General features: G+C 41.1%; 26 protein-coding genes. 3 read left to right on the top strand and 23 right to left on the bottom strand.

All coding sequences use genetic code 11. The annotated features are described in order from the left end of the window. Position 1 precedes the first annotated feature (1 nt). Genes EV207_RS00935 through hemA form a run of 4 tightly spaced genes read right to left on the bottom strand, consistent with a single transcriptional unit; the run spans position 2 to position 3,966 of the window. Entirely contained in the window at positions 2–745 is a 744-nt protein-coding gene (locus tag EV207_RS00935) for a uroporphyrinogen-III synthase (protein ID WP_132742720.1), read from the bottom strand. A gap of 26 nt (positions 746–771) precedes the next feature. Further along, positions 772–1,707 carry a hydroxymethylbilane synthase gene (gene hemC / locus EV207_RS00930; RefSeq protein WP_132742988.1) on the bottom strand — a complete coding sequence of 312 codons (936 nt, stop codon included), beginning with the start codon at positions 1,705–1,707 and terminating at the stop codon, positions 772–774. Between the two features lie 28 nt (positions 1,708–1,735). After that, entirely contained in the window at positions 1,736–2,554 is an 819-nt protein-coding gene (locus EV207_RS00925) for a cytochrome C assembly family protein (RefSeq protein WP_132742719.1), read from the bottom strand. 38 nt (positions 2,555–2,592) lie between these two features. Further along, a complete protein-coding gene (hemA, locus tag EV207_RS00920; RefSeq protein ID WP_132742718.1) occupies positions 2,593–3,966 on the bottom strand; it encodes a glutamyl-tRNA reductase in 1,374 nt (457 codons plus the stop codon). Between the two features lie 201 nt (positions 3,967–4,167). Between hemA and EV207_RS00915 the strand changes: the two genes are divergently transcribed. Next, positions 4,168–4,650, top strand: a complete 483-nt coding sequence (locus EV207_RS00915; RefSeq protein WP_132742717.1) for a LiaI-LiaF-like domain-containing protein — start codon at positions 4,168–4,170, stop codon at positions 4,648–4,650. A gap of 37 nt (positions 4,651–4,687) precedes the next feature. Here EV207_RS00915 and EV207_RS00910 read toward each other — a convergent pair whose 3' ends face one another. The 15 genes from EV207_RS00910 to EV207_RS23635 all read right to left on the bottom strand — a co-directional run bounded on the left by EV207_RS00910 (position 4,688) and on the right by EV207_RS23635 (position 19,435). Continuing rightward, on the bottom strand, positions 4,688–5,410 hold the full coding sequence (locus EV207_RS00910; RefSeq protein WP_132742986.1) for an amino acid ABC transporter ATP-binding protein: 723 nt from the start codon (positions 5,408–5,410) through the stop codon (positions 4,688–4,690). A 33-nt stretch (positions 5,411–5,443) separates the two neighbouring features. Further along, the gene (locus tag EV207_RS00905) at positions 5,444–6,109 is read right to left on the bottom strand and encodes an amino acid ABC transporter permease (RefSeq protein WP_132742716.1); all 666 of its coding nucleotides are present in this window, start codon (positions 6,107–6,109) and stop codon (positions 5,444–5,446) included. Between the two features lie 74 nt (positions 6,110–6,183). Continuing rightward, positions 6,184–7,002, bottom strand: a complete 819-nt coding sequence (locus EV207_RS00900; RefSeq protein ID WP_132742715.1) for a transporter substrate-binding domain-containing protein — start codon at positions 7,000–7,002, stop codon at positions 6,184–6,186. 353 nt (positions 7,003–7,355) lie between these two features. After that, positions 7,356–7,937 (bottom strand): ribosome biogenesis GTP-binding protein YihA/YsxC, encoded by a 582-nt coding sequence (yihA, locus tag EV207_RS00895; RefSeq protein ID WP_132742714.1) that lies wholly within the window; start codon positions 7,935–7,937, stop codon positions 7,356–7,358. Beyond that, a complete protein-coding gene (gene lon, locus EV207_RS00890; RefSeq protein WP_132742713.1) occupies positions 7,934–10,261 on the bottom strand; it encodes an endopeptidase La in 2,328 nt (775 codons plus the stop codon). The genes yihA and lon overlap by 4 nt, the downstream gene beginning before the upstream one ends. A 91-nt stretch (positions 10,262–10,352) precedes the next feature. Next, entirely contained in the window at positions 10,353–12,023 is a 1,671-nt protein-coding gene (gene lonB, locus EV207_RS00885; RefSeq protein WP_132742712.1) for an ATP-dependent protease LonB, read from the bottom strand. A gap of 275 nt (positions 12,024–12,298) precedes the next feature. Next, complete coding sequence (gene clpX, locus EV207_RS00880; RefSeq protein ID WP_132742711.1) at positions 12,299–13,570, bottom strand: ATP-dependent protease ATP-binding subunit ClpX; 1,272 nt, start codon at positions 13,568–13,570, stop codon at positions 12,299–12,301. Positions 13,571–13,853: 283 nt separating this feature from the next. Continuing rightward, on the bottom strand, positions 13,854–15,158 hold the full coding sequence (gene tig / locus EV207_RS00875; RefSeq protein ID WP_132742710.1) for a trigger factor: 1,305 nt from the start codon (positions 15,156–15,158) through the stop codon (positions 13,854–13,856). Positions 15,159–15,328: 170 nt separating this feature from the next. Continuing rightward, positions 15,329–16,384, bottom strand: a complete 1,056-nt coding sequence (locus EV207_RS00870; protein WP_132742709.1) for a tetratricopeptide repeat protein — start codon at positions 16,382–16,384, stop codon at positions 15,329–15,331. A gap of 306 nt (positions 16,385–16,690) precedes the next feature. Beyond that, entirely contained in the window at positions 16,691–17,041 is a 351-nt protein-coding gene (locus EV207_RS00865; protein WP_132742708.1) for a DUF4064 domain-containing protein, read from the bottom strand. A 79-nt stretch (positions 17,042–17,120) separates the two neighbouring features. Continuing rightward, a complete protein-coding gene (locus EV207_RS00860) occupies positions 17,121–17,390 on the bottom strand; it encodes a hypothetical protein (RefSeq protein WP_132742707.1) in 270 nt (89 codons plus the stop codon). Between the two features lie 21 nt (positions 17,391–17,411). Then, entirely contained in the window at positions 17,412–17,588 is a 177-nt protein-coding gene (locus EV207_RS22900; RefSeq protein WP_165886796.1) for a hypothetical protein, read from the bottom strand. An 11-nt stretch (positions 17,589–17,599) separates the two neighbouring features. Continuing rightward, positions 17,600–18,175: a replication-relaxation family protein gene (locus EV207_RS00855; protein ID WP_165886795.1), complete on the bottom strand. Its 576-nt coding sequence runs from the start codon at positions 18,173–18,175 to the stop codon at positions 17,600–17,602. Then, a complete protein-coding gene (locus EV207_RS00850; RefSeq protein WP_132742705.1) occupies positions 18,162–19,316 on the bottom strand; it encodes an FtsK/SpoIIIE domain-containing protein in 1,155 nt (384 codons plus the stop codon). Before EV207_RS00850 ends, EV207_RS00855 begins: the two co-directional genes overlap by 14 nt. Beyond that, positions 19,301–19,435, bottom strand: a complete 135-nt coding sequence (locus tag EV207_RS23635; RefSeq protein ID WP_279389151.1) for a hypothetical protein — start codon at positions 19,433–19,435, stop codon at positions 19,301–19,303. Before EV207_RS23635 ends, EV207_RS00850 begins: the two co-directional genes overlap by 16 nt. 471 nt (positions 19,436–19,906) lie before the next feature. Here EV207_RS23635 and EV207_RS00845 point away from each other — a divergent pair, with 471 nt between their 5' ends. Further along, positions 19,907–20,110, top strand: coding sequence for a helix-turn-helix transcriptional regulator (locus EV207_RS00845; RefSeq protein WP_132742704.1), 204 nt, complete (start codon positions 19,907–19,909; stop codon positions 20,108–20,110). After that, entirely contained in the window at positions 20,103–20,321 is a 219-nt protein-coding gene (locus EV207_RS00840) for a hypothetical protein (RefSeq protein WP_132742703.1), read from the top strand. Before EV207_RS00845 ends, EV207_RS00840 begins: the two co-directional genes overlap by 8 nt. A 170-nt stretch (positions 20,322–20,491) precedes the next feature. Here the strand turns inward: EV207_RS00840 and EV207_RS00835 are convergent, their stop codons facing one another. The 4 genes from EV207_RS00835 to EV207_RS00820 all read right to left on the bottom strand — a co-directional run bounded on the left by EV207_RS00835 (position 20,492) and on the right by EV207_RS00820 (position 22,094). Further along, positions 20,492–20,830 (bottom strand): hypothetical protein, encoded by a 339-nt coding sequence (locus EV207_RS00835; protein ID WP_132742702.1) that lies wholly within the window; start codon positions 20,828–20,830, stop codon positions 20,492–20,494. 36 nt (positions 20,831–20,866) lie between these two features. Next, positions 20,867–21,277, bottom strand: coding sequence for a helix-turn-helix domain-containing protein (locus tag EV207_RS00830; protein WP_132742701.1), 411 nt, complete (start codon positions 21,275–21,277; stop codon positions 20,867–20,869). Between the two features lie 39 nt (positions 21,278–21,316). Beyond that, on the bottom strand, positions 21,317–21,709 hold the full coding sequence (locus EV207_RS00825) for a hypothetical protein (RefSeq protein ID WP_132742700.1): 393 nt from the start codon (positions 21,707–21,709) through the stop codon (positions 21,317–21,319). Positions 21,710–21,863: 154 nt separating this feature from the next. After that, complete coding sequence (locus tag EV207_RS00820) at positions 21,864–22,094, bottom strand: phage holin (RefSeq protein WP_207902897.1); 231 nt, start codon at positions 22,092–22,094, stop codon at positions 21,864–21,866. Positions 22,095–22,098: the final 4 nt, after the last annotated feature.

Here is a 22,098-nt window from a genome sequence, read left to right as displayed (position 1 = left end):
TTCATTCCTCCATGTAAAATTTTGCAACAGCTTGAATGAGTTCTTTTCCTGTATAATGTTCCGGCACAACACTTGGTCTGAAACCATAACTTGCCGCCTGTTCGGCTGTAACCGCCCCAATACAGGCAATCACTTTATTTCTAAGCAAGTTGTGATAATCATATCCCTTTAAGAGTTCAGTAAAAAAGGTAACAGCAGAGGGACTGGCAAATGTAATGACATCAATTTTATCCCCGAAAACCAGGTCGGTTAATAATTGTTGTGATGCTTTGTTAATCATCGTATTGTAGACAACTTTTGTTTTAACCTTAAAGCCAGCTTCAGTTAATTGGCTTTTTAGCTTTGCCTTAGCCAGCTGACCCATTGGAATAAAGACCGATCCCCTTTTGGATCCGTCCTTGCAAAAGATGTCAGCTAGGGCATCTGCCGTGAAGGTATTTGGCACGAAGTCGACCTTCAGGTCATATGTCTCAAGTACGGCTTTTGTCTTTACGCCAACAGCCGCTATTTTCACCTGGTGCAAATCCTTTTGTGGATCTACTAGGTCAAAAAAGAACTTGACAGTATTGCCGCTTGTAAAGACTAGCCAGTCGCTGGACTTAATATCATTCAAAAGCTGGCATTTATCATTTTTATCGAATAACACCGGCTCATAAGTCATCAAAGGGACTTGGACAGGCTCGCCTCCATAATCAAGAATCATCTGCTCCATATCACGGGACTGCCTGGCGTTCCGAGTAATCATGATTCTCTTCCCTTTTAGTACCTGCGTCACGATTGATCAAGGTCCTCTTTAATTAGATCAAGAATGTCCTTTGCTCCGCGCGACATTAGACGGCTCGCCAATTCGGTACCCAGTTCAACCGGCTCCCTGCCGGATAAAGTCTCTTTTAAAATCGTCTTCCCATCGGGAGTGCCAACAAGGCCTGTTAATTCAAGCAAGTCGCCATCTATTTTGCGGCAGAATGCAGCAATCGGCACCTGACACCCGCCTTCAAGTGTTTTCAAAAAGGCACGTTCTGCCTGCACTGTCACATATGTCTCCTCATCGTGAAGTGCGCTTAACAGCCGATGGATCACGCCATCATCCGCCCTGCATTCGATCGCTAAGGCACCCTGTCCAACTGCGGGCAACGAAGTTTCCACAGAAAGATATTCTGTCACAATGTCGTCGGACCAGCCCATTCGCTTTAAACCGGCCGCCGCCAGAATGATCGCATCAAAATCTTCTTCTTGAAGTTTTCTTAACCTTGTGTCGATATTTCCCCTTATTGAACGGATTGTTAAATCTGGTCGATCAGATAGAAGCTGTGCCGACCTTCTAAGGCTGCTCGTTCCGACGACAGCCCCTTCCGGAAGATCTTTAAAGGCAACATGTCCTTTGGAAATAAAAGCGTCCCTAAAGTCTTCTCTTACAGGCACGCAGGCAATCGTAAGCCCGTCCGGGAGAATTGACGGCATATCCTTCATACTATGAACGGCGAAATCAATCTCTTTATCAAACAGGGCTTGTTCAATTTCCTTAACAAACAGTCCCTTGCCTCCGACTTTTGAAAGGGTGACATCTAATATCCTGTCCCCTTTCGTGACGATATGCTTCAAATCAAACATTAAATCATCATTTTGCTCTTTTAATTGATTAATGACCCAATTCGTTTGCGTCAAAGCAAGCTTGCTTTTTCTTGATCCAACCTTTATCCTTTGCATCATGCACCTCCGGTTAACTTGAACACATTTACCATAAATGAAAGTTTGTTAGCGCCTCTGATAAAAACACGTTAATTAGAACTAATAAAAAACCAAGAGTGTTCCAAAAAGTTAATGGCTTCCCATAGACATTCTTACCTAGACGGAGGTAGAGATACAAGCAATAGATTCCGAATACGATAAAAGAAACAATGACTTTAGGGTCAAACCAATTAAAATCCGGATAAATAGAATAGGCTCGCATAATGCCTAAAACAAGACTTGTTAGTAAAAGAGGAACACCCACAAGGTTACAAAAAAATGAAAGCTGGTCGATTTTAGATAAGCTTCCGAATCTGACAAGCCGCTTGCCCCATTTCTTTTTCTTCAGCATGTTGTACTCGACGAGATACATGAGTGATAAAATAAATGAAATTGTAAAAGCGGCATAAGAAATAAAAGCGATTGTAATATGTATAACTAACAGATCGGACATTAAGTGCTGGGCCAAAACACCGGATATCCGGTCCTTCGATTTAAATAAATTGATTGCCATGATAGTAAATCCAATTAAATTGGCAAAGAAAACAAAGAAATCGACACGCAGCAACCTATTGATTAATAGAGACAAAGTAACAATTAGCCATGACAGAAAAAACAAACCGTCTTTTGTGGTCAAGATTGGGAATTCCCCGACATGGTAAGCTTTTGCAAAGAAAATAACCGTTTGTAAAAGCCATACAATAGAAAGCAACCAGAAGGCAATGCGATTGACCCTCCGGTTGTTCTCCAGGAAATCTATAAAATATCCGCAAACGCTTAAAGCGTATAGGACGATTGTCACATCATACAGCCAGTTGATTGTCATAAAGATGTGAACTCCTCTCTAGGAGCTTTTTTGCATGATCAGTATACCTTAGCTGCATCTGATTCTGCAGTCTTGGGCTTTGAGGTGTCCAACGTCACTTGCTTGGCCCGCTCTTTCCGATCCTGCAAATCCTTTTCTTCCTGAACATCATCCTCGATCGCGAATATGTCAATTAACATTTGCAGGGAAGCATTAGCATCAGGTCCGGCTGCCAACTCTTTTGCTTTTTGTATCGGATCTCTAAGTAATTGATTGACAATGCTCTTGGTATGCTTATTAATAACTTTCCGTTCTCTATCGCTCAGATCAGGAATTTTCCGCTCTATGCTTTTCATCGTTTCCGCCTGTACATTCAAGGCCTTTTTTCTTAATGCTGAAATTACTGGAACAACACCCAAAGTTTGCAGCCATTGCTTGAAAGTCATGAGCTGTTCTTCTATAAATAATTCGATTTGGAGGGCGGCTTCTTTTCGATCCGCCAGATTAGCCTGGACGATCCCTTCCAGATCATCAATGTCATATAAAAAGACACCGTCAATATCATTTATAGCCGGTTCAATATCCCTTGGCACGGCGATATCAACCATAAATAACGGTCTGCCCTTACGCTGTTTCACCGCTTTTTTGACAAAGTCACTATGCAAAATGGTGTCCCGCGAACCGGTCGAACTAATTAAAATATCAGCATCAGCGAGTGTCTCAGCCATCTCCGACATCTTAGCGGCTTGTCCCGAAAACCTTTTTGCCAATTCAAGCGCTTTTTCGACAGTCCTATTCATTACCGTAATTTTTGACACACCTTGGCTGTCAAGATGTTTTGCTGTTAACTCACTCATCTTGCCCGCGCCAACAATTAGAATATGCTTGTCATCCAGCCGGCCAAAAATCTGCTTTGCCAACTCTACAGCGGCATAGCTAACCGATACGGCATTATCGTTAATAGCTGTCTCGGAATGAGCCCGTTTGGCAAGTGTAATGGCTTCCTTAAACAACTCATTGAATATTGTCCCTGTTGTCTGATGACCTTGGGCGGTTAAGAAGCCGTCCCTAATTTGCCCAAGAATCTGTGTCTCGCCGAGAATCATGGAGTCTAGGCCACAGGTGACCCTGAATAGATGTTCAATCGCTCCCTCATCCTCTTTAATAAATAGGAAAGGTGTCAGTTGCTCTTTCTCGATGCCAAACCATTCGGCCAAAAATGTTTTGGTATAATGGCGGCCGGTGTGGAGCTGATCAGCAACGACGAAAATTTCCGTCCGATTGCATGTTGAAACAATGACATCTTCAAAAATGCTTTTGGTATGGCGAAGCCTGATCAGCGCTTCATGAAGTGTCGATGCATCAAAAGTGAACTTTTCCCTTATATTGACAGGGGCTGTCCTATGATTGATTCCGATTGAAAGGATATGCATTTATGGTCCCCCCATAATAATCCAAATAACCCTCTTCATTATAACATGTCCCAAAAAAAACAAATAATAAATGATGTGAACAGTATATGAAAGTATTATGATATGATAAAAATAGACATCAAACTCTCTAAAAGTATAGCAAAAGTATAGCAAAAAAAATGGTCAAAATCAAAATGTTGGTTTAAAGAAAAGAGGGAAAAGATGAAAAAACAAAATCTCTTTATTGGGGTTATTATTATAGGCATTGGGCTGTTATTTTTGTTTGACCAATGGCAGATCCCTTTTCTTCAAGAACTTAATTACTGGCCCATGTTTCTCGTGATCGTGGGACTCGCCTTTCTCATCCAGTCACTATTCAGCAAGGATAAAAACAACATTTTTCCCGGAGTCATTTTGCTTGGCCTTGGTATTCACTTTTACTTCAGAGCGTTCATTCCTATTTGGCCTGACAGCTGGGCCGTCTATACGCTGATCATTGGCGTTGCCTTCTTGGCGCTCCACTTTGGAGCAAAAAAGAAAGGGCTGTTTACAGGGACCGTCTTATGTTTACTTTCCTTACTCGTTCTCCTCGCAGAAATGAGCTCTATGGTTTTCCATCGTTATTTGCCATCCATCACCCAGCTTTGGCCGGTCGCCCTCATCCTTGTCGGACTGTATTTTCTGTTCGGGAAGAAAAAACACTAAACTGCAAGGTTCCCTTCCTTACAGTTTAGTGTTTTCTTTATAATATAGAATTCAAAAAGTCTTTGGTCCGCTGTTCTTTGGGATTGTCGAACACATCATTAGGATGGCCGCGCTCCACAATCCTGCCATCATTCATATACACGACCCAATCGGCGACCTCACGTGCAAATCCCATTTCGTGGGTCACGACAACCATCGTCATCCCCTCCTTGGCAAGCTCCTTCATGGTAGCCAGCACTTCGCCGACGAGCTCGGGGTCAAGGGCTGATGTCGGTTCATCGAATAACATCACATCTGGTTTCATTGCTAATGCCCTCGCTATCGCAACACGCTGTTTTTGCCCTCCCGACAATTTTGACGGATAGACATCAAGCTTATCGCCAAGACCGACTTTATTAAGGAGCTCTTTTCCTTCTTTTATTGCATCTCCTTTTTTGACGCCTTTTACCTTAACGGGTGCTTCAATGATATTTTCCAGCACCGTTTTATGGGGGAACAGATTGAAATGCTGGAACACCATCCCTACCCGCTCGCGCACCTTATTTAAATTGTGCGTTGATTTTTCTACCTTTTCACCCTCGATGATAATGTCACCGCTATTTTTCATTTCCAGGAAATTCAGGCAACGAAGCAGGGTGCTTTTGCCGGAGCCGCTTGCCCCGATCAACACAACAACATCGCTTTCCTTTACCGTCAGATCCACATCCTTTAATACGTGCAGATCCCCGAAGGATTTATTTAATTTATCAACTTTAATCATGAGATTATCTATTGTAGTCAAAGTGTCAACCTCCTATTTTTCACTGGCAGCTAATTTCCGTTCAATCAGATTAACGAAAAGCGTTAATAAAAGAACAAGCACCAGATAATAAACGGCAACAATAAGAAGATATGTTAAGGTATCGAACTTAGCAGATCCAAGGGTTGTTGCAATGTTAAACAGTTCGCTCATACTTATAAATGCGGCAAGTGAGGAGTCCTTCAAACCTATGATAAATTGGTTTCCAAGCGGCGGCAGGGCTCTGCGGAATGCTTGCGGAAGAACGATTCTTCTCATAGTAAGCGATGTGCTCATACCTAGCGAACGACCTGCTTCCATTTGGCCGCGGTCAATCGATTGAATTGAACCTCTGAATATTTCAGCAATATACGCGCCATTGTGGAAGGCAAGCGCTATACTTGCTGCCCAAAAGGCGTCCATTTGGATCAGCTTTGTTATACCAAAAAAGAGGACAAAGATTTGCACGATTAATGGCGTGCCCCGGACCAAATAAACATAGATATTAGAAATCCATTCCAATATTTTTATATTAGACAACTTAAGGAGGGCAAAGACAAGCCCGATGACAATCGCAAATAAAATTGATACGACTGTTAGTTCTAAAGTCAACCACATTCCTTTAAGAAAAATTGGGTACGAATCAATAAAGGCATTAAAAAAGTGGGTGAGTGATTCCAAGTAAATTCAATCCCTTCTCTCTTGCAAGATGTGCGCCGACATGAGCCGGCGCACAAGCTAAAAGTTGTGTGTTATTATTTGTCTACTTTTTGTTCCTTCGTAATATCGGAGCCAATGAATTTCTTACTAAGCTCAGACAATTTACCGGATTCTCTTAGACTCTTAAGTGCTTTATTAATGTCTTTTAACAGCTTTTCTTTCTTTTTGGAAACAGCAACAGCTTGTTTGCTTGAACCGAGGCGATCTTGCGCTTTAATTTTAAAACCCTCTTTGATCGCTAATTGCCCTGTGACAAAATCGGTGACAACCGCATCATGTTTGCCTTTGGACAAAGCCTCTAATGCAGTAACATCGCTATCATATGTTTTAATATTATTCGTATATTTTTTCACCATACTTGCATAAGTGGAACCTTTGGAGACAGCGACTTCCTTGCCTTTTAAATCTTCAGCACTTTTAATGCCGCTATCAGGGCGTGTGTAAATTTGTGGGCCAGAATAATAATATGGGGTACTAAAATTGGCATGTTTCTTTCTGTCGTCGGTCACAGTGTGACTAGCTACAGCTGCATCAAAACGACCGCTTTCGATACCGGCAATTATACTGCCAAACTTGTATTTAACAGGATGGGGCTTCAAACCGAGCTCCTTAGCAATTGCCTTACCAACAGCGATATCAAAACCAGTCATTTTAGTCGGGTCATCCGGATCTGGATAACTAAATGGTTTGAACTCACCGGAAGCCGCAAAAGTAAACTCCCCGGGGTTCACTAAGTCATATTTTTTGTCTGCTTTGCTCGATTTGTCAGCTTTATTGTCACTGTTCCCACAGGCAGCCAAAGCAAAAACCATACTCAATACAAGCGCTAATAAAATTGTCATCTTTTTCTTCATGTTTTAGAAATCCTCCCCTTTTTTTGTTAATAAGAAAGTTTAAACTTTCTTACGCACATAAGTGCAACTAGCCTCTGGCTGCGCCTATTCAAGGCTTGCCAATCGGCAAGTTTTCTTTAAGTGTTAAAAAAATGCCGTTTTGAGCGGCATATACATATATAATTTTAACAAGTCGAAAAATTCAAGACAAACTCATTATAGTTGGTTATTAAAGCAAATATTGGCTCTAGGACTGCTCATTGCCATTTATCAAGGATATTCACCCATTTACGCGTGAATATATACAAACCCCATGTGTCTAGACTAAAAAAAAGAGAAAAACCCCAAAGGATTTTGTCCAATGAGGTTAAGATTTAAATATAAGAATTGATGGCTCGCCATAATTGATCTTTTCCGTAGCCAGATTGTGATGAAAAAAGGATGATCGCGTCTTCCTTATCCATCTGTAAATCTGTTTTGATCACTTTTTTATGTTTTTCATATTTCCCTTTTGATATTTTATCAGCTTTCGTTGCCACAACGATGGTTGGCCGATCAAAATACTTAAGGTAATGGTACATTTGAATATCTTCTTTTGACGGAGGATGGCGAAGATCAACAATTTGAACAACTGCTTTCAATTGCTTGCTCGTCGTAAAAAAAGTTTCAAGCATTTTCGCCCAAGCCTGCTTTTCTGATTTAGACACTTTGGCATAGCCGTAGCCTGGGACATCGACAAAGTAAAAAGCGTCATTGATTTTATAATAATTTAAAGTTTGGGTCTTACCAGGCCGCTGCGAGGTTCTGGCCAGACTTTTGCGGTTAAGCAGTCGATTAATTAATGATGATTTCCCGACGTTGGATCTGCCGGCAAGCGCAATTTCCGACAATCCATCATCAGGGTATTGTGAGGGCGCTACGGCGCTGATAATAAATTCTGCCTGATTGACCTTCATTTCCGCGCCACATCCTTAAGTGCTACTTTTAAAACTTCATCCAAATGAGCGGCAGGGATAAATGTCAAATCATCTTTCACACTTTCAGGAATATCATCCAAATCCCGTTCATTTTCTTTTGGTATTATGATTGTCGAAAGTCCCGCTCTATGAGCGCTTAATGTTTTTTCCTTTAAACCGCCAATCGGCAATACCCTTCCTCTTAGCGTAATTTCACCAGTCATCCCCACCTCTTTTTTGACCGGCTTATTCGTTAATGCAGAAACAACCGCGGTGGCGATCGTTATCCCTGCGGAGGGACCATCCTTAGGTGTTGCCCCCTCAGGGACATGGATATGAATATCGTATTTCTCATGGAACTTCGGATCAATTGTTAGCTCTTCCGCCTTTGACCGAATATAGCTGAATGCCGCCTGGGCAGATTCCTTCATAACATCCCCGAGTTTTCCCGTTAAGGTTAATTTCCCTTTGCCAGGTGAGAGGGATACTTCGATCGATAATGTATCACCGCCAAATGCCGTATAGGCAAGGCCTGTTGCGACGCCAATTTGATCTTCCGTTTCTGCAAGTCCATACCTGAATAATGGTTTACCCAAAAGATTTTCGACTTGCTTGTCCGTGATCGTCATGCTCTTCTTTTTGCCTGAAACGATGATCTTAGTCACCTTGCGGCAAAGGGAAGCAATACGCCGTTCCAGATTTCTGACACCTGCTTCTCTTGTATAATGACGAATCAAAAACAAGACGGCATCATCGCGAAATTTCAACTGACTCTTTTTCAAGCCGTGTTCTTCCAATTGCCTAGGAATTAAATGCCCTAGGGCAATATGCTGTTTTTCCACTTCTGTATAACCGGCAATTTGCAATATTTCCATTCTGTCAAGAAGCGGCCTAGGAATTGTTGCGATATTATTTGCTGTTGTGATAAACATCACTTTACTTAAATCATAAGGTTCTTCGATATAATGGTCACTAAATGTATTATTTTGTTCAGGATCCAATACTTCCAGCATGGCGGATGCTGGATCGCCCCTAAAGTCATTCGACATTTTATCAATTTCATCAAGGAGGAAGACTGGGTTTATCGTTTCCGCTTTTTTCATGCCCTGAATGATACGCCCTGGCATTGCACCAACATATGTCCGCCTATGACCGCGGATTTCCGCCTCATCCCGAACCCCGCCAAGCGAGACACGGACGAAATGGCGCTGCAAGGATTTGGCTACAGATCGTGCCAGCGATGTTTTACCTACCCCTGGCGGCCCTGCCAAACAGAGAATCGGCCCTTTCATGGAACGTGTCAGCTTCTGGACAGCCAGGTATTCTAAAACTCTTTCTTTTACTTTTTCCAAACCGTAATGATCCTGATTGAGAATCTCTTCAGCATGATTGATATCGAGATCATCCTCAGTCTGATTTGTCCATGGCAAACGGAGAAGCCAATCTATATAATTGCGAATAACGCCGCTTTCAGCGGAGCTTGACGGAATCTTTTCATACCTATTCAATTCTTTAAGTGCGGTATCCTTCACATTTTGGGGCATTTCCGCCGCCACAATCTCTTCCCTTAGCGATGTCACTTCGCTATCCTTGCCTTCTTTTTCCCCTAGTTCCTTTTGGATCGCCTTCATTTGTTCCCTTAAATAATACTCTTTTTGGGTGCGTTCCATGGACTTCTTAACCCGCTGGCCGATCTTTTTTTCAATGCCCAAAACTTCTTGTTCGTTCGTTAATATTTCTATGAGTTTCTGTAACCGGTCTTTAACATTAATGACTTCGAGAATCTCTTGTTTTTCTTTTATCTTTAAAGACAAGTGTGAGGCAATGACATCGGCCAACCTGCCTGGCTCCTCTATATCAGACACAGTTGCAAGCGTTTCCGGCGTCATCTTTGAGGAAAGCTTGATATAGCCATTAAATTGGTCTAAAGCATTCCTCATTAAAGCCTGTGTTTCAATATCTAATTCTTCTTCATCTTCAATAAGATCAACATTCACTTCAAAATAATCATCCGTTTTATCAAAAGATGTTATCTGCGCTCTCTGTTCACCTTCAACAAGAATGCGAATGGTTCCATTCGGCAGTTTTAACATCTGTTTCACCATTGATATTGTCCCAACCTCATAAATATCCGAAGACTCTGGGTCTTCCAAAGAAATTTCCTTCTGAGCAGCAAGAAAAATGCGGTGATCATTAACCATGACTTTTTCTAGCGCTTCAACTGATTTATCACGACCAACATCAAGGTGAAGCACCACCGATGGATAAATCAGCAGCCCACGCAGAGGAAGGAGGGGGATTGTAAGATTTTTTTCATTATTCATTGGAAAAATTCACCTCCAGGACATAACCTCTGTACAATTCTATCCTATAAGGCTGTGGATTGTCTAATTTTAAACGACATTTTTCCACAAATTATACCGATTCCGGAGGTATATAAGACCTTAGGCCGGCAGCAGGTATGGATGGTTTTTCGATCACTTCCTGCAACAGTGTTTTATCAAGAACTTCCTTCAAGTGGGTCACCGAAATAATATCAATATCCGTTATTTCACGAAGAATTTCCTGATCATTTTCTTTAGGAATAATCACCCGCTTTGCCCCTGCTTCCTTCGCGGCGATAATTTTTGCAATGACTCCGCCGATTGGTTTAACCGCTCCATGAATGCTTAACTCTCCAGTCATAGCAAGCTCTGGATCCGTAGGGACATCTTTTATAGCGGAATATACTGCTGATGCAATAGCGATGCCAGCGGAGGGCCCATCCACTGGTGCGCCTCCCGGAAAATTGATATGAATATGGTATTGATAGGCTCTGACACCCATTTTATTTAATACCGTTAAAACATTTTCAACCGAACTTTTGACAAGGCTTTTGCGCCGAATCGACTTACTTGAAGAACCCATTGTTTCTTCTTCTACAATCCCGGTAATTGTTAGGCTGCCTTTTCTGCTTTTAACCGCTGTGACTTCGATTTCTAAAAGGGCGCCACGGTTTGGGCCATAAACTGCCAATCCGTTAACGAGCCCAACCCTGGCTTCATTTTCGATTTTTTTGTTTGGCTTAGGCGTCAACTGGCTTGAGTGAATGACCCATTCGATATCTGCGAGCCGGATCTTTGTAGATTTTTTCGACAAAGCCATCCCTGCCGAAATCTGCATAATATTCACCGCTTCACGGCCATTTCTTGCATATTCAGCTATTTTTTCAATACAATTGGGGGCAACATTTAGTTTCAATTTTTCCGCAGCACGCTTAGCAATAATCTCAATATCATTATTTTTTAACTCGTTAAAGAATACTTCCAGACATCTCGAACGAATGGCTGGAGGGATCTCCTCCGGGGACCTTGTTGTAGCACCAATTAACCTGAAATCAGCAGGCAAGCCATTTTGAAATATATCGTGAATGTGCGATGGAATCTGATTGTTTTCTTCGCTGTAATAAGCGCTTTCCAAGTAGACTTTACGGTCCTCCAAAACTTTTAGCAGCTTATTCATTTGAATAGGGTGCAATTCCCCTATTTCATCAATAAATAGGATACCGCCGTGAGCATGGGTGACGGCTCCTTGTTTTGGCTGGGGAATTCCAGCCTGCCCCATAGCACCAGCCCCCTGATAAATCGGATCATGAACCGAACCGATAAGGGGATCAGCAATCCCTCTTTCATCGAAACGAGCAGTTGTTGCGTCAAGTTCCACAAAAACAGAAGAAGGCTTAAACGGGGATTGGAAATTCTTCTTCGCTTCTTCGAGAACAAGTCTGGCAGCTGCAGTCTTACCTACTCCCGGAGGGCCATAAATCAGCACATGTTGAGGGTTTGGCCCGCATAAAGCTGCTCTTAATGTTTGAATACCATCCTCTTGACCAACGATATCCTTCATTGATTTAGGGCGAACCTTTTCGGCCAGCGGTTCTGTCAGTGATATACTTCTTAGTTTTCTAAGCTGTTCCATCTCCTTTTTGGATTCACGATCTATCGAGACTTTCTGTGTATGCTGATTCCGTAGCAAATTCCAAAAATAAAGTCCGATAATAATGCCAAAGAAAATTTGTATAAAAATTAACAAAGTCGTCCAATTCATGTCCTAACCTCCCTAATTGCTTCTTTCGGTTAGTATCTCCGACCATGGATTGGACTAAACAAAAATTAAAGGAATTCATGGGGAAATTATCATTTTCTTTTTTGCATAAATGCAATAAAGAAAACTCGTCGATTGGCGATCCTTTGGTGAAGACAGAGGCGTAGTTGCACTTACGTGCGTCAGAAAGTTATACTTTCTGATTAACCTAAAAGAACGGCTGCTTTCAAAGCAGCCGTCCCTTATATTTTTTTATTCAAATTAAATTATAATCTTGATTATGCACTTTCTTTTGGTGTTTCCAGATTCTTTACTACAGTGCCATCATTCATAATTAAAGTTGGTGCTTCCTTGTCTGTCACTGTTTCTCCGGTAATAATGCATTTTTCAATGTCATCGCGGGATGGCAGTTCATACATAACATCCAGCATCATGCCTTCGATGATTGAACGCAAACCGCGGGCTCCCGTCTTTCGTTCGATGGCAAGTTTGGCGATTTCCCGAAGCGCCTTTTCTTTAAATTCCAGCTCTACATCATCAAGTTCCAAGAGTTTTGTATATTGCTTGACAAGAGCATTCTTTGGCTTAGTTAATATTTCAACAAGAGCTTGCTCATCTAATTGCTCAAGGCTTGTGACAACTGGAAGGCGGCCGATAAATTCAGGGATTAAACCGAATTTAAGCAAGTCTTCAGGCAATACCTGCTTGAGATATTCATCTTTATGGAGCTCTTTCTTCTTAGCATCAGATCCAAAACCGATGACTTTCTTTCCAAGACGGCGCTTAATAATCTGCTCAATCCCGTCAAAGGCACCGCCGCAGATAAAGAGTATATTTGTTGTATCGATTTGGATAAATTCCTGATGAGGATGCTTTCTGCCCCCTTGCGGCGGAACACTTGCAACCGTTCCTTCAAGAATTTTCAACAGCGCCTGCTGTACGCCTTCACCCGACACATCTCTTGTAATCGAAGGGTTTTCGGATTTTCTGGCAATCTTATCAATTTCATCAATATAAATAATGCCCTTTTCCGCTTTTTCAACATCATAATCCGCGGATTGGATCAGCTTAAGCAAAATGTTCTCAACATCTTCACCAACATAACCAGCTTCTGTCAGGGAGGTCGCATCAGCGATAGCAAAAGGCACATTCAATATTCTTGCCATTGTTTGCGCGAGCAAGGTTTTACCGCTACCTGTCGGACCGATCATAACAATGTTACTTTTGGCGAGCTCAACATCATCGTTCTTTTGCTTTGCATTGATCCGTTTGTAATGGTTATAAACTGCCACAGACAGGTTTTTCTTTGCCTCTTCCTGTCCAATGACGTAATCCTCTAAGATCGAACGGATTTCCTGCGGTTTTGGGATATCCTTAAATTCAACTTCCTCTTCAGCACCCAATTCTTCCTCAACGATTTCTGTGCATAATTCAATGCACTCATCACAAATATAGACACCTGGTCCAGCAACAAGTTTACGGACCTGATCTTGTGTTTTTCCACAAAAAGAACATTTTAGTTGTCCTTTTTCTTCATTAAATTTAAACATGTTTTCACCCCTAAACAATTCTGTCTTTGACTTTTAAAGCAGACAAGAGCGAAGCATTATTATCTATAGCATAACGAATTGTCATCAACCACTTCAAATCTTTGACCTTCCACTTTAACTGGTATATGTACGCATTGTATCACAAATGGTTCGATGAAATAAAATATTTACTATTACAAGGTTATGTATGATCTACACAAAATAAACGCTTTTTTGAAGTGACAGCATAAAAAATATGTATTGTATGAAACAAGGCACGAATCCTCGCGCCTTGTTTTAGTCATTATGCTGCTTTTACTTTGCTGTTGTCAACAAGAAAGTCTAAAGCTTTGCGAAGCTTAAGGTCAGATTTAATAACATCGCTTCCGCCTTGCATTGCTATCATTTGCTTCACTTGATCAAGTTCTATTTTATAGCTTTCTGCCATTTTCTCTAGTTCTTTTTCAACTTCTTCTTCACTTACTTCAATGTTTTCCGCTTTGGCTATAGCTTCCAAAGTTAAGTTGGCACGGACGCGTTTCTCGGCATCATCCTTCATTTGGTCTTTAAGACCATCTTGATCTGTGCCTGAGAACTGATAGTACATATCCATTGTTAAACCTTGTGATTGTATGCGCTGTTCAAATTCACGAAGCATGTTCTCAAGTTCATTTTCAACCATAACTTCAGGAAGGTCGATCTCAGCGTTTTCAGTTGCCTGTTCTACGAGAGCATCGCGCTTGCTGTTATCCGCATTCGTTTCTTTTTGTTCCTTTAATCGCTTTTCAAGCTTTTCATTTAATTCGTCCAGTGTTTCGACTTCTTCATCAACATCTTTCGCAAACTCATCATCAAGTTCCGGAAGCTGCTTTTCTTTGATTTCGTGAATCTTCACTTTAAACGTTGCCTCTTTACCTTGAAGTTCTTCAGCATGATAATCTTCAGGGAAGGTTACGACAACATCTTTTTCCACATCAGTTGAAAGCCCGATGACCTGCTCTTCAAAGCCCGGGATAAAAGTATTTGAACCTATTTCAAGGGAGTAATTCTCAGCTTTTCCGCCCTCAAACGGCTCATCATCTACGAATCCTTCGAAGTCCATGACAACGGTATCGCCTTCTGCAACTTCTCCGTCTTCTTTAACTGCAAGCTCTGCAAAGCGTTCTTGAAGTTGTTTGATCTCGTTGTCCACATCTTCCTTTGTGACTTCAACATCTTGCTCTTCAACCTCAAGACCTTTGTAATCCCCTAATTTCACTTCAGGTTTTACAGTGACTTCCGCTTTAAAAATAAGCTCCTTGCCTTTTTCAACTTGTTCAACATCCACATCTGGACGGTCAACAGGTTCGATGTTCGTTTCCTCAATCGCTTTGGAATAGGCTTCAGGAAGGACAATATCCAGAGCATCCTGATAAAGTGATTCAACACCAAAGCGCTGTTCAAAAATCATGCGTGGAACTTTCCCTTTACGAAAGCCTGGGACATTGACCTTCTTTACAACTTTTTGGAAGGCCTGATCAAGCGCTCCTTTAAAAGTCGCCGCATCAACTTCAATCGTCAATGTGCCTTGGTTTCCTTCTTGTTTCTCCCACTTTGCGTTTACATCCATTTATTCTTACCTCCAACATGTATCTTCATACTATATTTTTCTTGAACGGCAAACTGCCTTTTCCCCTGATATACGGCGGATATTAGCCGGTCAAGTTTTTTACAGCCCACTTGCAACCACTTCATTATAACATAATAGATTCCTATTTCAAAAATCAAATCAAACGGCTTCTACAGTTTTTTCCCTGAGGCACTTTCCTCAACCCGTTTAATCAATCCGACCGCATTTTGAACGTCTCTCTCGAAGACATTTAGCAATTGGATCAAAGCGTCCTGATTCGTCTCGATCCCGTTAATTTGGTATGTATACAAAGAACATGCCGCAGCCCAAACGTCGGTATTGTCGGGCTCGAGCGGTTTTGGGTAGACGGCCACGATAAAATGCTGCCAGATTTGTTCAGCCAGATCACAAAGGGTCGGATTATCGGAGGCGAGCACTTCTTTTATCTTCACCTTGACTTCATCCGAGAACCCTTCATAAAAAAGGATATCAATTTCTGGTGTTAACTCATATGTATCGCCAAACTTTTTTACCCTTATAATGCCATTAAATCCACTGTCCTTTATTGTTTTAAGAACAATACTTTTAATAAAGGGATCGCCTTCATCCGATGTTAAGAAATCTTCCAATTGAGGATAATCCTCAGGTGAAAGAGAGTGCTGGAGCTTTTGAATGGTCAGCCATTGCTGCTCAGGGTCAATACTGCTTAAACCTGACAGATCGATGTTGTCACGCGGCTCCCTTCCAATATGCGGAGCATGACCTTCATCCTGAATCACCTCGCTAGTTGTCTTCTCTTCCATCCTAACCTTGGAAAATTCGGCAAGCTGCTGAAATGTGACTTCCAAATCCGGTGGGACATCACCCTCTTCCAAAACCGCCTCGATCATTTCGATAACCTTCTTATAACGGCGCTTCTGAATGAGGACAGTGATGTGGAGCCTAAGGACATCGAAGTAGTCGCCAACATCCCTCTTTAACATATCTTCCGTAAGAGCTTCCGCACGCTCATATTCACCAAGCTCAACATAACAGATTGAAAGCCCATAAGCCGCTTGCGGATGGTCAGCATCCAATTCATGCAGCTGTTCAAACAAGTCCCGCGCCTGCACATATTGCTTGTTTTTTAACGCCTGAACACCCTTTTCCACAAGCCTTTCATCTAATTGCGGGAAAAAGAATAGATTATCTTGTCTCCTTCGTCGCGAGTTATCATTTCGTCTCATGTTATGGCCGTCCTATCCTTATGTACTTCTCTATAGTTTAGCAGGTCACTTGTGAGTTGACAAATGAGATATATTTTTTAGTAAAAATGCAAAAATCCCCCTTATTGAAAGGAGGAATTTTGTCATTTATGTACGGATCATTTTAATTCACAGATGGCGTCCCAGGAGGACGTATATAATAGGAAGAAACACGCCTGTTTTATAGGGTTTTACGATCATCACGTGTAAAATATGTGTAAAAAGGTTTTTTTAGGTGAAAAAAGCAGCAAGGAGGATCAGTGCCCTCTTTGCTGTTTATATTTTTATTTATGCCGATACATTCAACCTGTCAGTCTTTTTAGCAACCATCATAATGCCAGCGATTAGAAGTAGTATTCCTGGTACAAAATAAACGGACAGAGTATAAAGGACTCCCATTACCAGGATAAAAATTCCCCATCCCTTACTGTTGTTTTTTATCTTAAACGTAGCCATCCAGATTAGCACCAGCAACGGAATAGATAATAAGGTGTAAACCATCAGGTATATAAACCAACCGTATCCGTCTGTGGATGGCGTGAAGCCTACTAAAATCGTGACGACGCCAGTAAAGACCCATCCAATCGTTAAAAATATTGTCGCTATAAGCGATAAGGTAAACTCAGCATTCCTTTTCATTAATCATTTCCCCCTATTTAATATATTCTTAATGTACTCTATACGGAAATACTTGGCAAGATGTTTCAGGAATTAAAAATTATTTTAACTCAGGATACCTTCTAAATCTCTCTTCCATCACTCTTATATATTCTGTCTCCTTTTCTAAATACTCCGGGAAGGGTGTAACTTTAATAGCGAAGTGATCCAGGCAATAAATAAGGAAACAATCCTTGTGAAATGGCTCACGTTCGTCACTTATAACAACATCATCTTGTTTCTTAAAACCACATTTACAGTGTTCACATATAATAGATAATTTGCTTTCTACCTTATTTCCATAAACCTTTTGGCCTTTATATTTAATCATTTTAAAATCCTCCCTTATAATTCAAATTAATAACTCAATTTCGTCCTCATCGTCGATTTCCCTAACATCACCATCATCAATGTAAAAAGATTCATCAATAGGGTCGTAAATGACATAATCGCCTTCTGGTGTAGCTATGAAGTAAGTGCCGTCAAAATCTTTCTCACCTTCGTTTTTAAATCGTTCTCGAAGATCCACGCAACCACTCCCTATATAATGTCATCCCGCAAGAACACTTTAATTTTAAGTTTTAATTTATTTGCCGCAGCTTCCAGGCGTTCCCGCCGAACATTAGAGATAGTGAGCCAAACAATCTCCGGGAAATAGCCAAACTGTTTGTGGACTGCTCTACTATCACTTAATTGTTTATAACGTTCAAGCTTTTTTACATTTGCTACCATATACTGCGTGTGGTCAATTTCCACAAACATCCGCTGACCCGTACGGTCGTGTTTAAAAAAGGCATCGGGCTGAACAATCAATCCCTGTTCGACTACTTTAAACCGCGGTTCATTTTTCCATAGATCAGGCTGCCCATAGTATATATAAAGGTCATTCCGCATAAGTGTGTGAGTATAGTTCATTTTTTTAGACATTGCCGCGCCTGGGTGCCCTATCACCTGAGCGCCTTTTTTATTTAGGTAAAAGATTGATTCACCGTCCACAAACTTATTGACATACTGCTTTAACTCGCTCATGACGCGACAGGCATTGCGGTCACTCCCTAAACTGTGGACTTTCTGAAGCTGACTCCGGCTGGCAAACCCTAAACTACTCAATGACAAGAGTATTTGCTCCTGGCGTGTTATCTTTATGGCTGACGAATGGTGCATCATGATCCTCCTTAAGATGGTCTTTAGTTAATTCTAAGATCTGGTCATCCTCTACAAACGGTACCTGTACCTCATGGACCCTGTCGCTTTGATACACAGCTCTACCGGGGATATGAGGTAAATCCTCTGCCATCCCCACATCATCAAAAACAACATTATTTGCAGTGCTGTTACGCAGCCTGAAAGATATTACAGCGTCACAATTTGCTTTTACCTGTTGGGGCAATGTTTTTGTTGTTGGATACTGTGTACAATAGATAAGATGGAAACCAAGACCGCCCCCAACCTGACCAATGTATTCAAGCAGCCTTTCGCATTCACGATATATTAATTTTTCCTTTCCTGTTCTCCCGTTGCTCATTAATTGGGCCGCTTCGTCTATGATTATGAACACTCTTTTCTGTCTCTTTCCTGCCTGTTGAATTTTTTGTATGCCCTTTTCTTTAAACCATTTTTGCCTGCCTTTTATCTCGTCGGCAATCTCCCTGAGAGCTTCCACGGATTCTGCAATGTCAGACGCCACGCAATGCGTCTGCTTGAGCTTTTCAAAATCCATGAAAGATAATCCCCCTTTAAGATCGATGGCAACTAATTTTGACTGTTTAGGCTGTTGCAGGATGATCGACAACATAAGCAACCGCAGCCAAACGGTTTTACCATACCTAGTTATTCCCGCGGCGAGTATGTGTGGAATCTTATTAAAATCATGGTAGATCATCCCTCTAATAGATTGACCAATTGGAATTGACCATTTACCTTTGAGCATATCCTCTTTAAAAGGCAGCATCTTAGGTAATTGATCCGCGATAATGACATGTAGTAATCCGCCTACGAAATCCAATTCCACTGCATTAAATGGAAATGACTCATTAAACGCATCTTCCTTGGCTTTCATTTGGTCGAATACTAGACCCATCGGCAATTTAAACTTATACACCACACCCTCCTTACCTTTGAATACCGGCAGCGCCTCCCCTGCCATAAGCCCCCAATTTTTAAATATTTTATTAAGCTTAGATAGGTTTTTGTCATGGTTCCAAATTAAATAGCCGGCAAGGCTGACAGCAGTGATAATGGCTAGTTCCGGACCCATTGATCTAAATACTCCTCAAATTCTTTTCGTGCTCGGTTGTAACTATCCATGTACCCTATAGTCCATCCTCCGGCGAAAAATAAACACGCACCGGCAACCATTGAAACAAATAAAACCATTTAGAATCTACCTCCTTTTTATAATTGTCTGACTATTCAGACACACGCTTTAATGAAATGGAGAAGGAGAGAGAGAAACGAACGACACTTCATGTAATGAAATTGCATTTTGAAAGAAGGACTATATACAAGCTATAACGTATATAAACAGTAAGAAAACTTAATACCAACTGCCATTCATACCCCGAACAATTGCCGGAATATCACCAGGAACACAATTAAGCAAGCTGTGATATAAGCTGGTAGGACAATCTTAGAAAGATGAACCAAGCCTTTTTGCTTTAAAATTATTTGCAATAGACAAGCGCTAAGACCTCCAAATAACATAGTAGTCATGTGGGTTAACCTCCTTTCGTCTGACTGTGCGTCGGGCAGTGCTTCCGACTGGTCTTAGTTTAATATATGGGCGATTTTAAAAATATTGCCTGTCCATTTAATTTTTTTTATAAATATTAATAAGGTGGAATTAATTTGAAATTAAAATGTAGGCTGAGAATAATTTTGGCGGAGAAAAACATTCCACAGGGGGAGTTTGCTGATAAAGTAGGGATCGCTCAAACAACAATAAGTTTGTTAGCCAGGGATCGCACTTTACCGGGGTTAATGAATGCTTATAAAATAGCCAGAGGATTAGATATGCCAATCGAAAAAATATGGGTGATTGACGATGACTAACACACTCCCAGACATCGAACGTAAAGTATTGAGGATATACGTAAATGAATCACTGCACGGTCGGCAGCCCACACTTAAGCAACTAAGCACGTACACAGGCAAAAGTGAAGATGATCTGAAAGGGATTGTGAAGTCTTTAATGGAGAAAGGCCATCTTGTGGTTAGGGATGGGAAGGTCGAAAGGATCGTGGAGAATCCGGTTAAGTTTTAGGCAAAAGAAAAAGCCGCCTGATGGAGGTGGCCTTTTACACTTCGTGTTACGGTTCTAAGGTTTAAATGATAAATAATTGTTTAAACATAATAAATCATTTATACATTTAAATACACCATGTGGTACGGTTTAGAAATATAATACAATATTCCAACTACTTGCGCAAGTTTTTAAAAAGGCCTCTCCACTTCTTGCCCTTGAACTATTTGCAAATTTTCGTATAGAATATGATCGATGTCACCTTCTCTATAACCTACACGCCAATTCCACTGGAAACATTCGTAATCCATTTTTAGAAGTTTGTTTGGCATTACAAGCAGTTTGTCATTGTCTAATTTTAAAGCCACATTCCCATCTACGTATCGAAAAGTGAATCCTTCGCCATTTGGTTTTATATTACCTGCATAATCTGTTTTATTTGTTTCTACCTTATAGGTTAAGGCTTCCCAATCAATTGTAATATTGCCCCTTATTCCAGTGTAAGATGTGAATCTGTATGTTCTTTTCATTTTAATTTTCCTCCTTTAGTTTACCGAATAATTCGGTCATTTATATTTATCTGCCCAATCCTCACCGGATAGGTCATACCCACTTGGATTGAGGTACCCTTTTTGCCCATCAGATGCACGGTGATACTCAATATATACATACATTTCTTTGTGTTCTTCCGCCCATTTTTGGGCTAATTCCATTGCTTCGGACTCATCGTAAACTGTATCGCTGTATTCCACTTCGTCCATCCAGTCTTCTTTTTTAACAACAACGGCAAACGTTTCTTTATGTCTCACATAATTTCTCCTTTTGGGGTTAGGTTGATCCTTAAAAATGATCCATGTCTTACCAATTTTTTTTGCTTCAATGTCTCCGGCCTGGCATAATCCTTTTACCCGATCGGGCGAAAGGCCCCACAATTCGCCCGCTTCTTTTACGCCCATAATCTGATCTAAAATACTCATGTCATCATCCTTTCTGGTTAAACAAGGGAGAGGGGCCGTTTAAAGTGCGACCGCTATATCAGTTTCAGAAATTTTTGCAATTTCGCCATTAGTGACTTTAATGTATTTACGATCGCCGCCGTCGCAGACATCATATACACCGTCATCAAGTGTATAAATGCGACCGCTGAAACCATCCTCTTCAAAATCGTTAACAAAAGAGCGCTCGTATTTATAAGTAGAATTTTTACCAGTGAGTTTTGCGACCCAAGTTTTATGCTTACGGCTACCGGATTTTGTTTCAAGTTTCGCTGTCATCTTAACAAATCCTCCTTTTACTGCTTTCCAAGCTAATTTAAGGGCTTCGGAAAAGTAATCTTTAACCTTCCCACCAAACTTCTTAGCGCCGTGTCTTGCCATCTTCCAAGCGATTGCCATAACTGATTTTTTCATCTTAACCTCTCCCTTTGTTTTAGCCGTTATCGGTTGGTATACTTATATTATAACCGTTGACGGGTAAATGTAAACCCCTTTTTAAAAGTTTTTTAAATTATTTTTAGGCAAATAAAAAAAGCCTGCATCCACACAAAGGACACAGGCTTGAATGTTACTTAGATTTAATTGATTTTAAATAATGGTCGGCGCGAATAGCCTTTTCCGTGAAGCTGTTATTTTTCCACCAAGCTACGATTGTAGCACCTACCGTCAATACGCCAGTGACCACTGTGTAAATAGACTCGTCCGACCAAGGCAGGGGATTCAGACCAGCCATTGTTAAGACTTGGTTAACCAATGCAATAATTAAAACTGCTGTGCGTGCGATTGTACCTTTATTCATATTA

Origin of the sequence: Scopulibacillus darangshiensis (assembly GCF_004341035.1) — a bacterium.
GTDB lineage: Bacteria > Bacillota > Bacilli > Bacillales > Sporolactobacillaceae > Scopulibacillus > Scopulibacillus darangshiensis.
The sequence above is the reverse complement of the archived record's forward strand: the minus strand, read 5'-3'. Positions and strand labels throughout refer to the sequence as shown.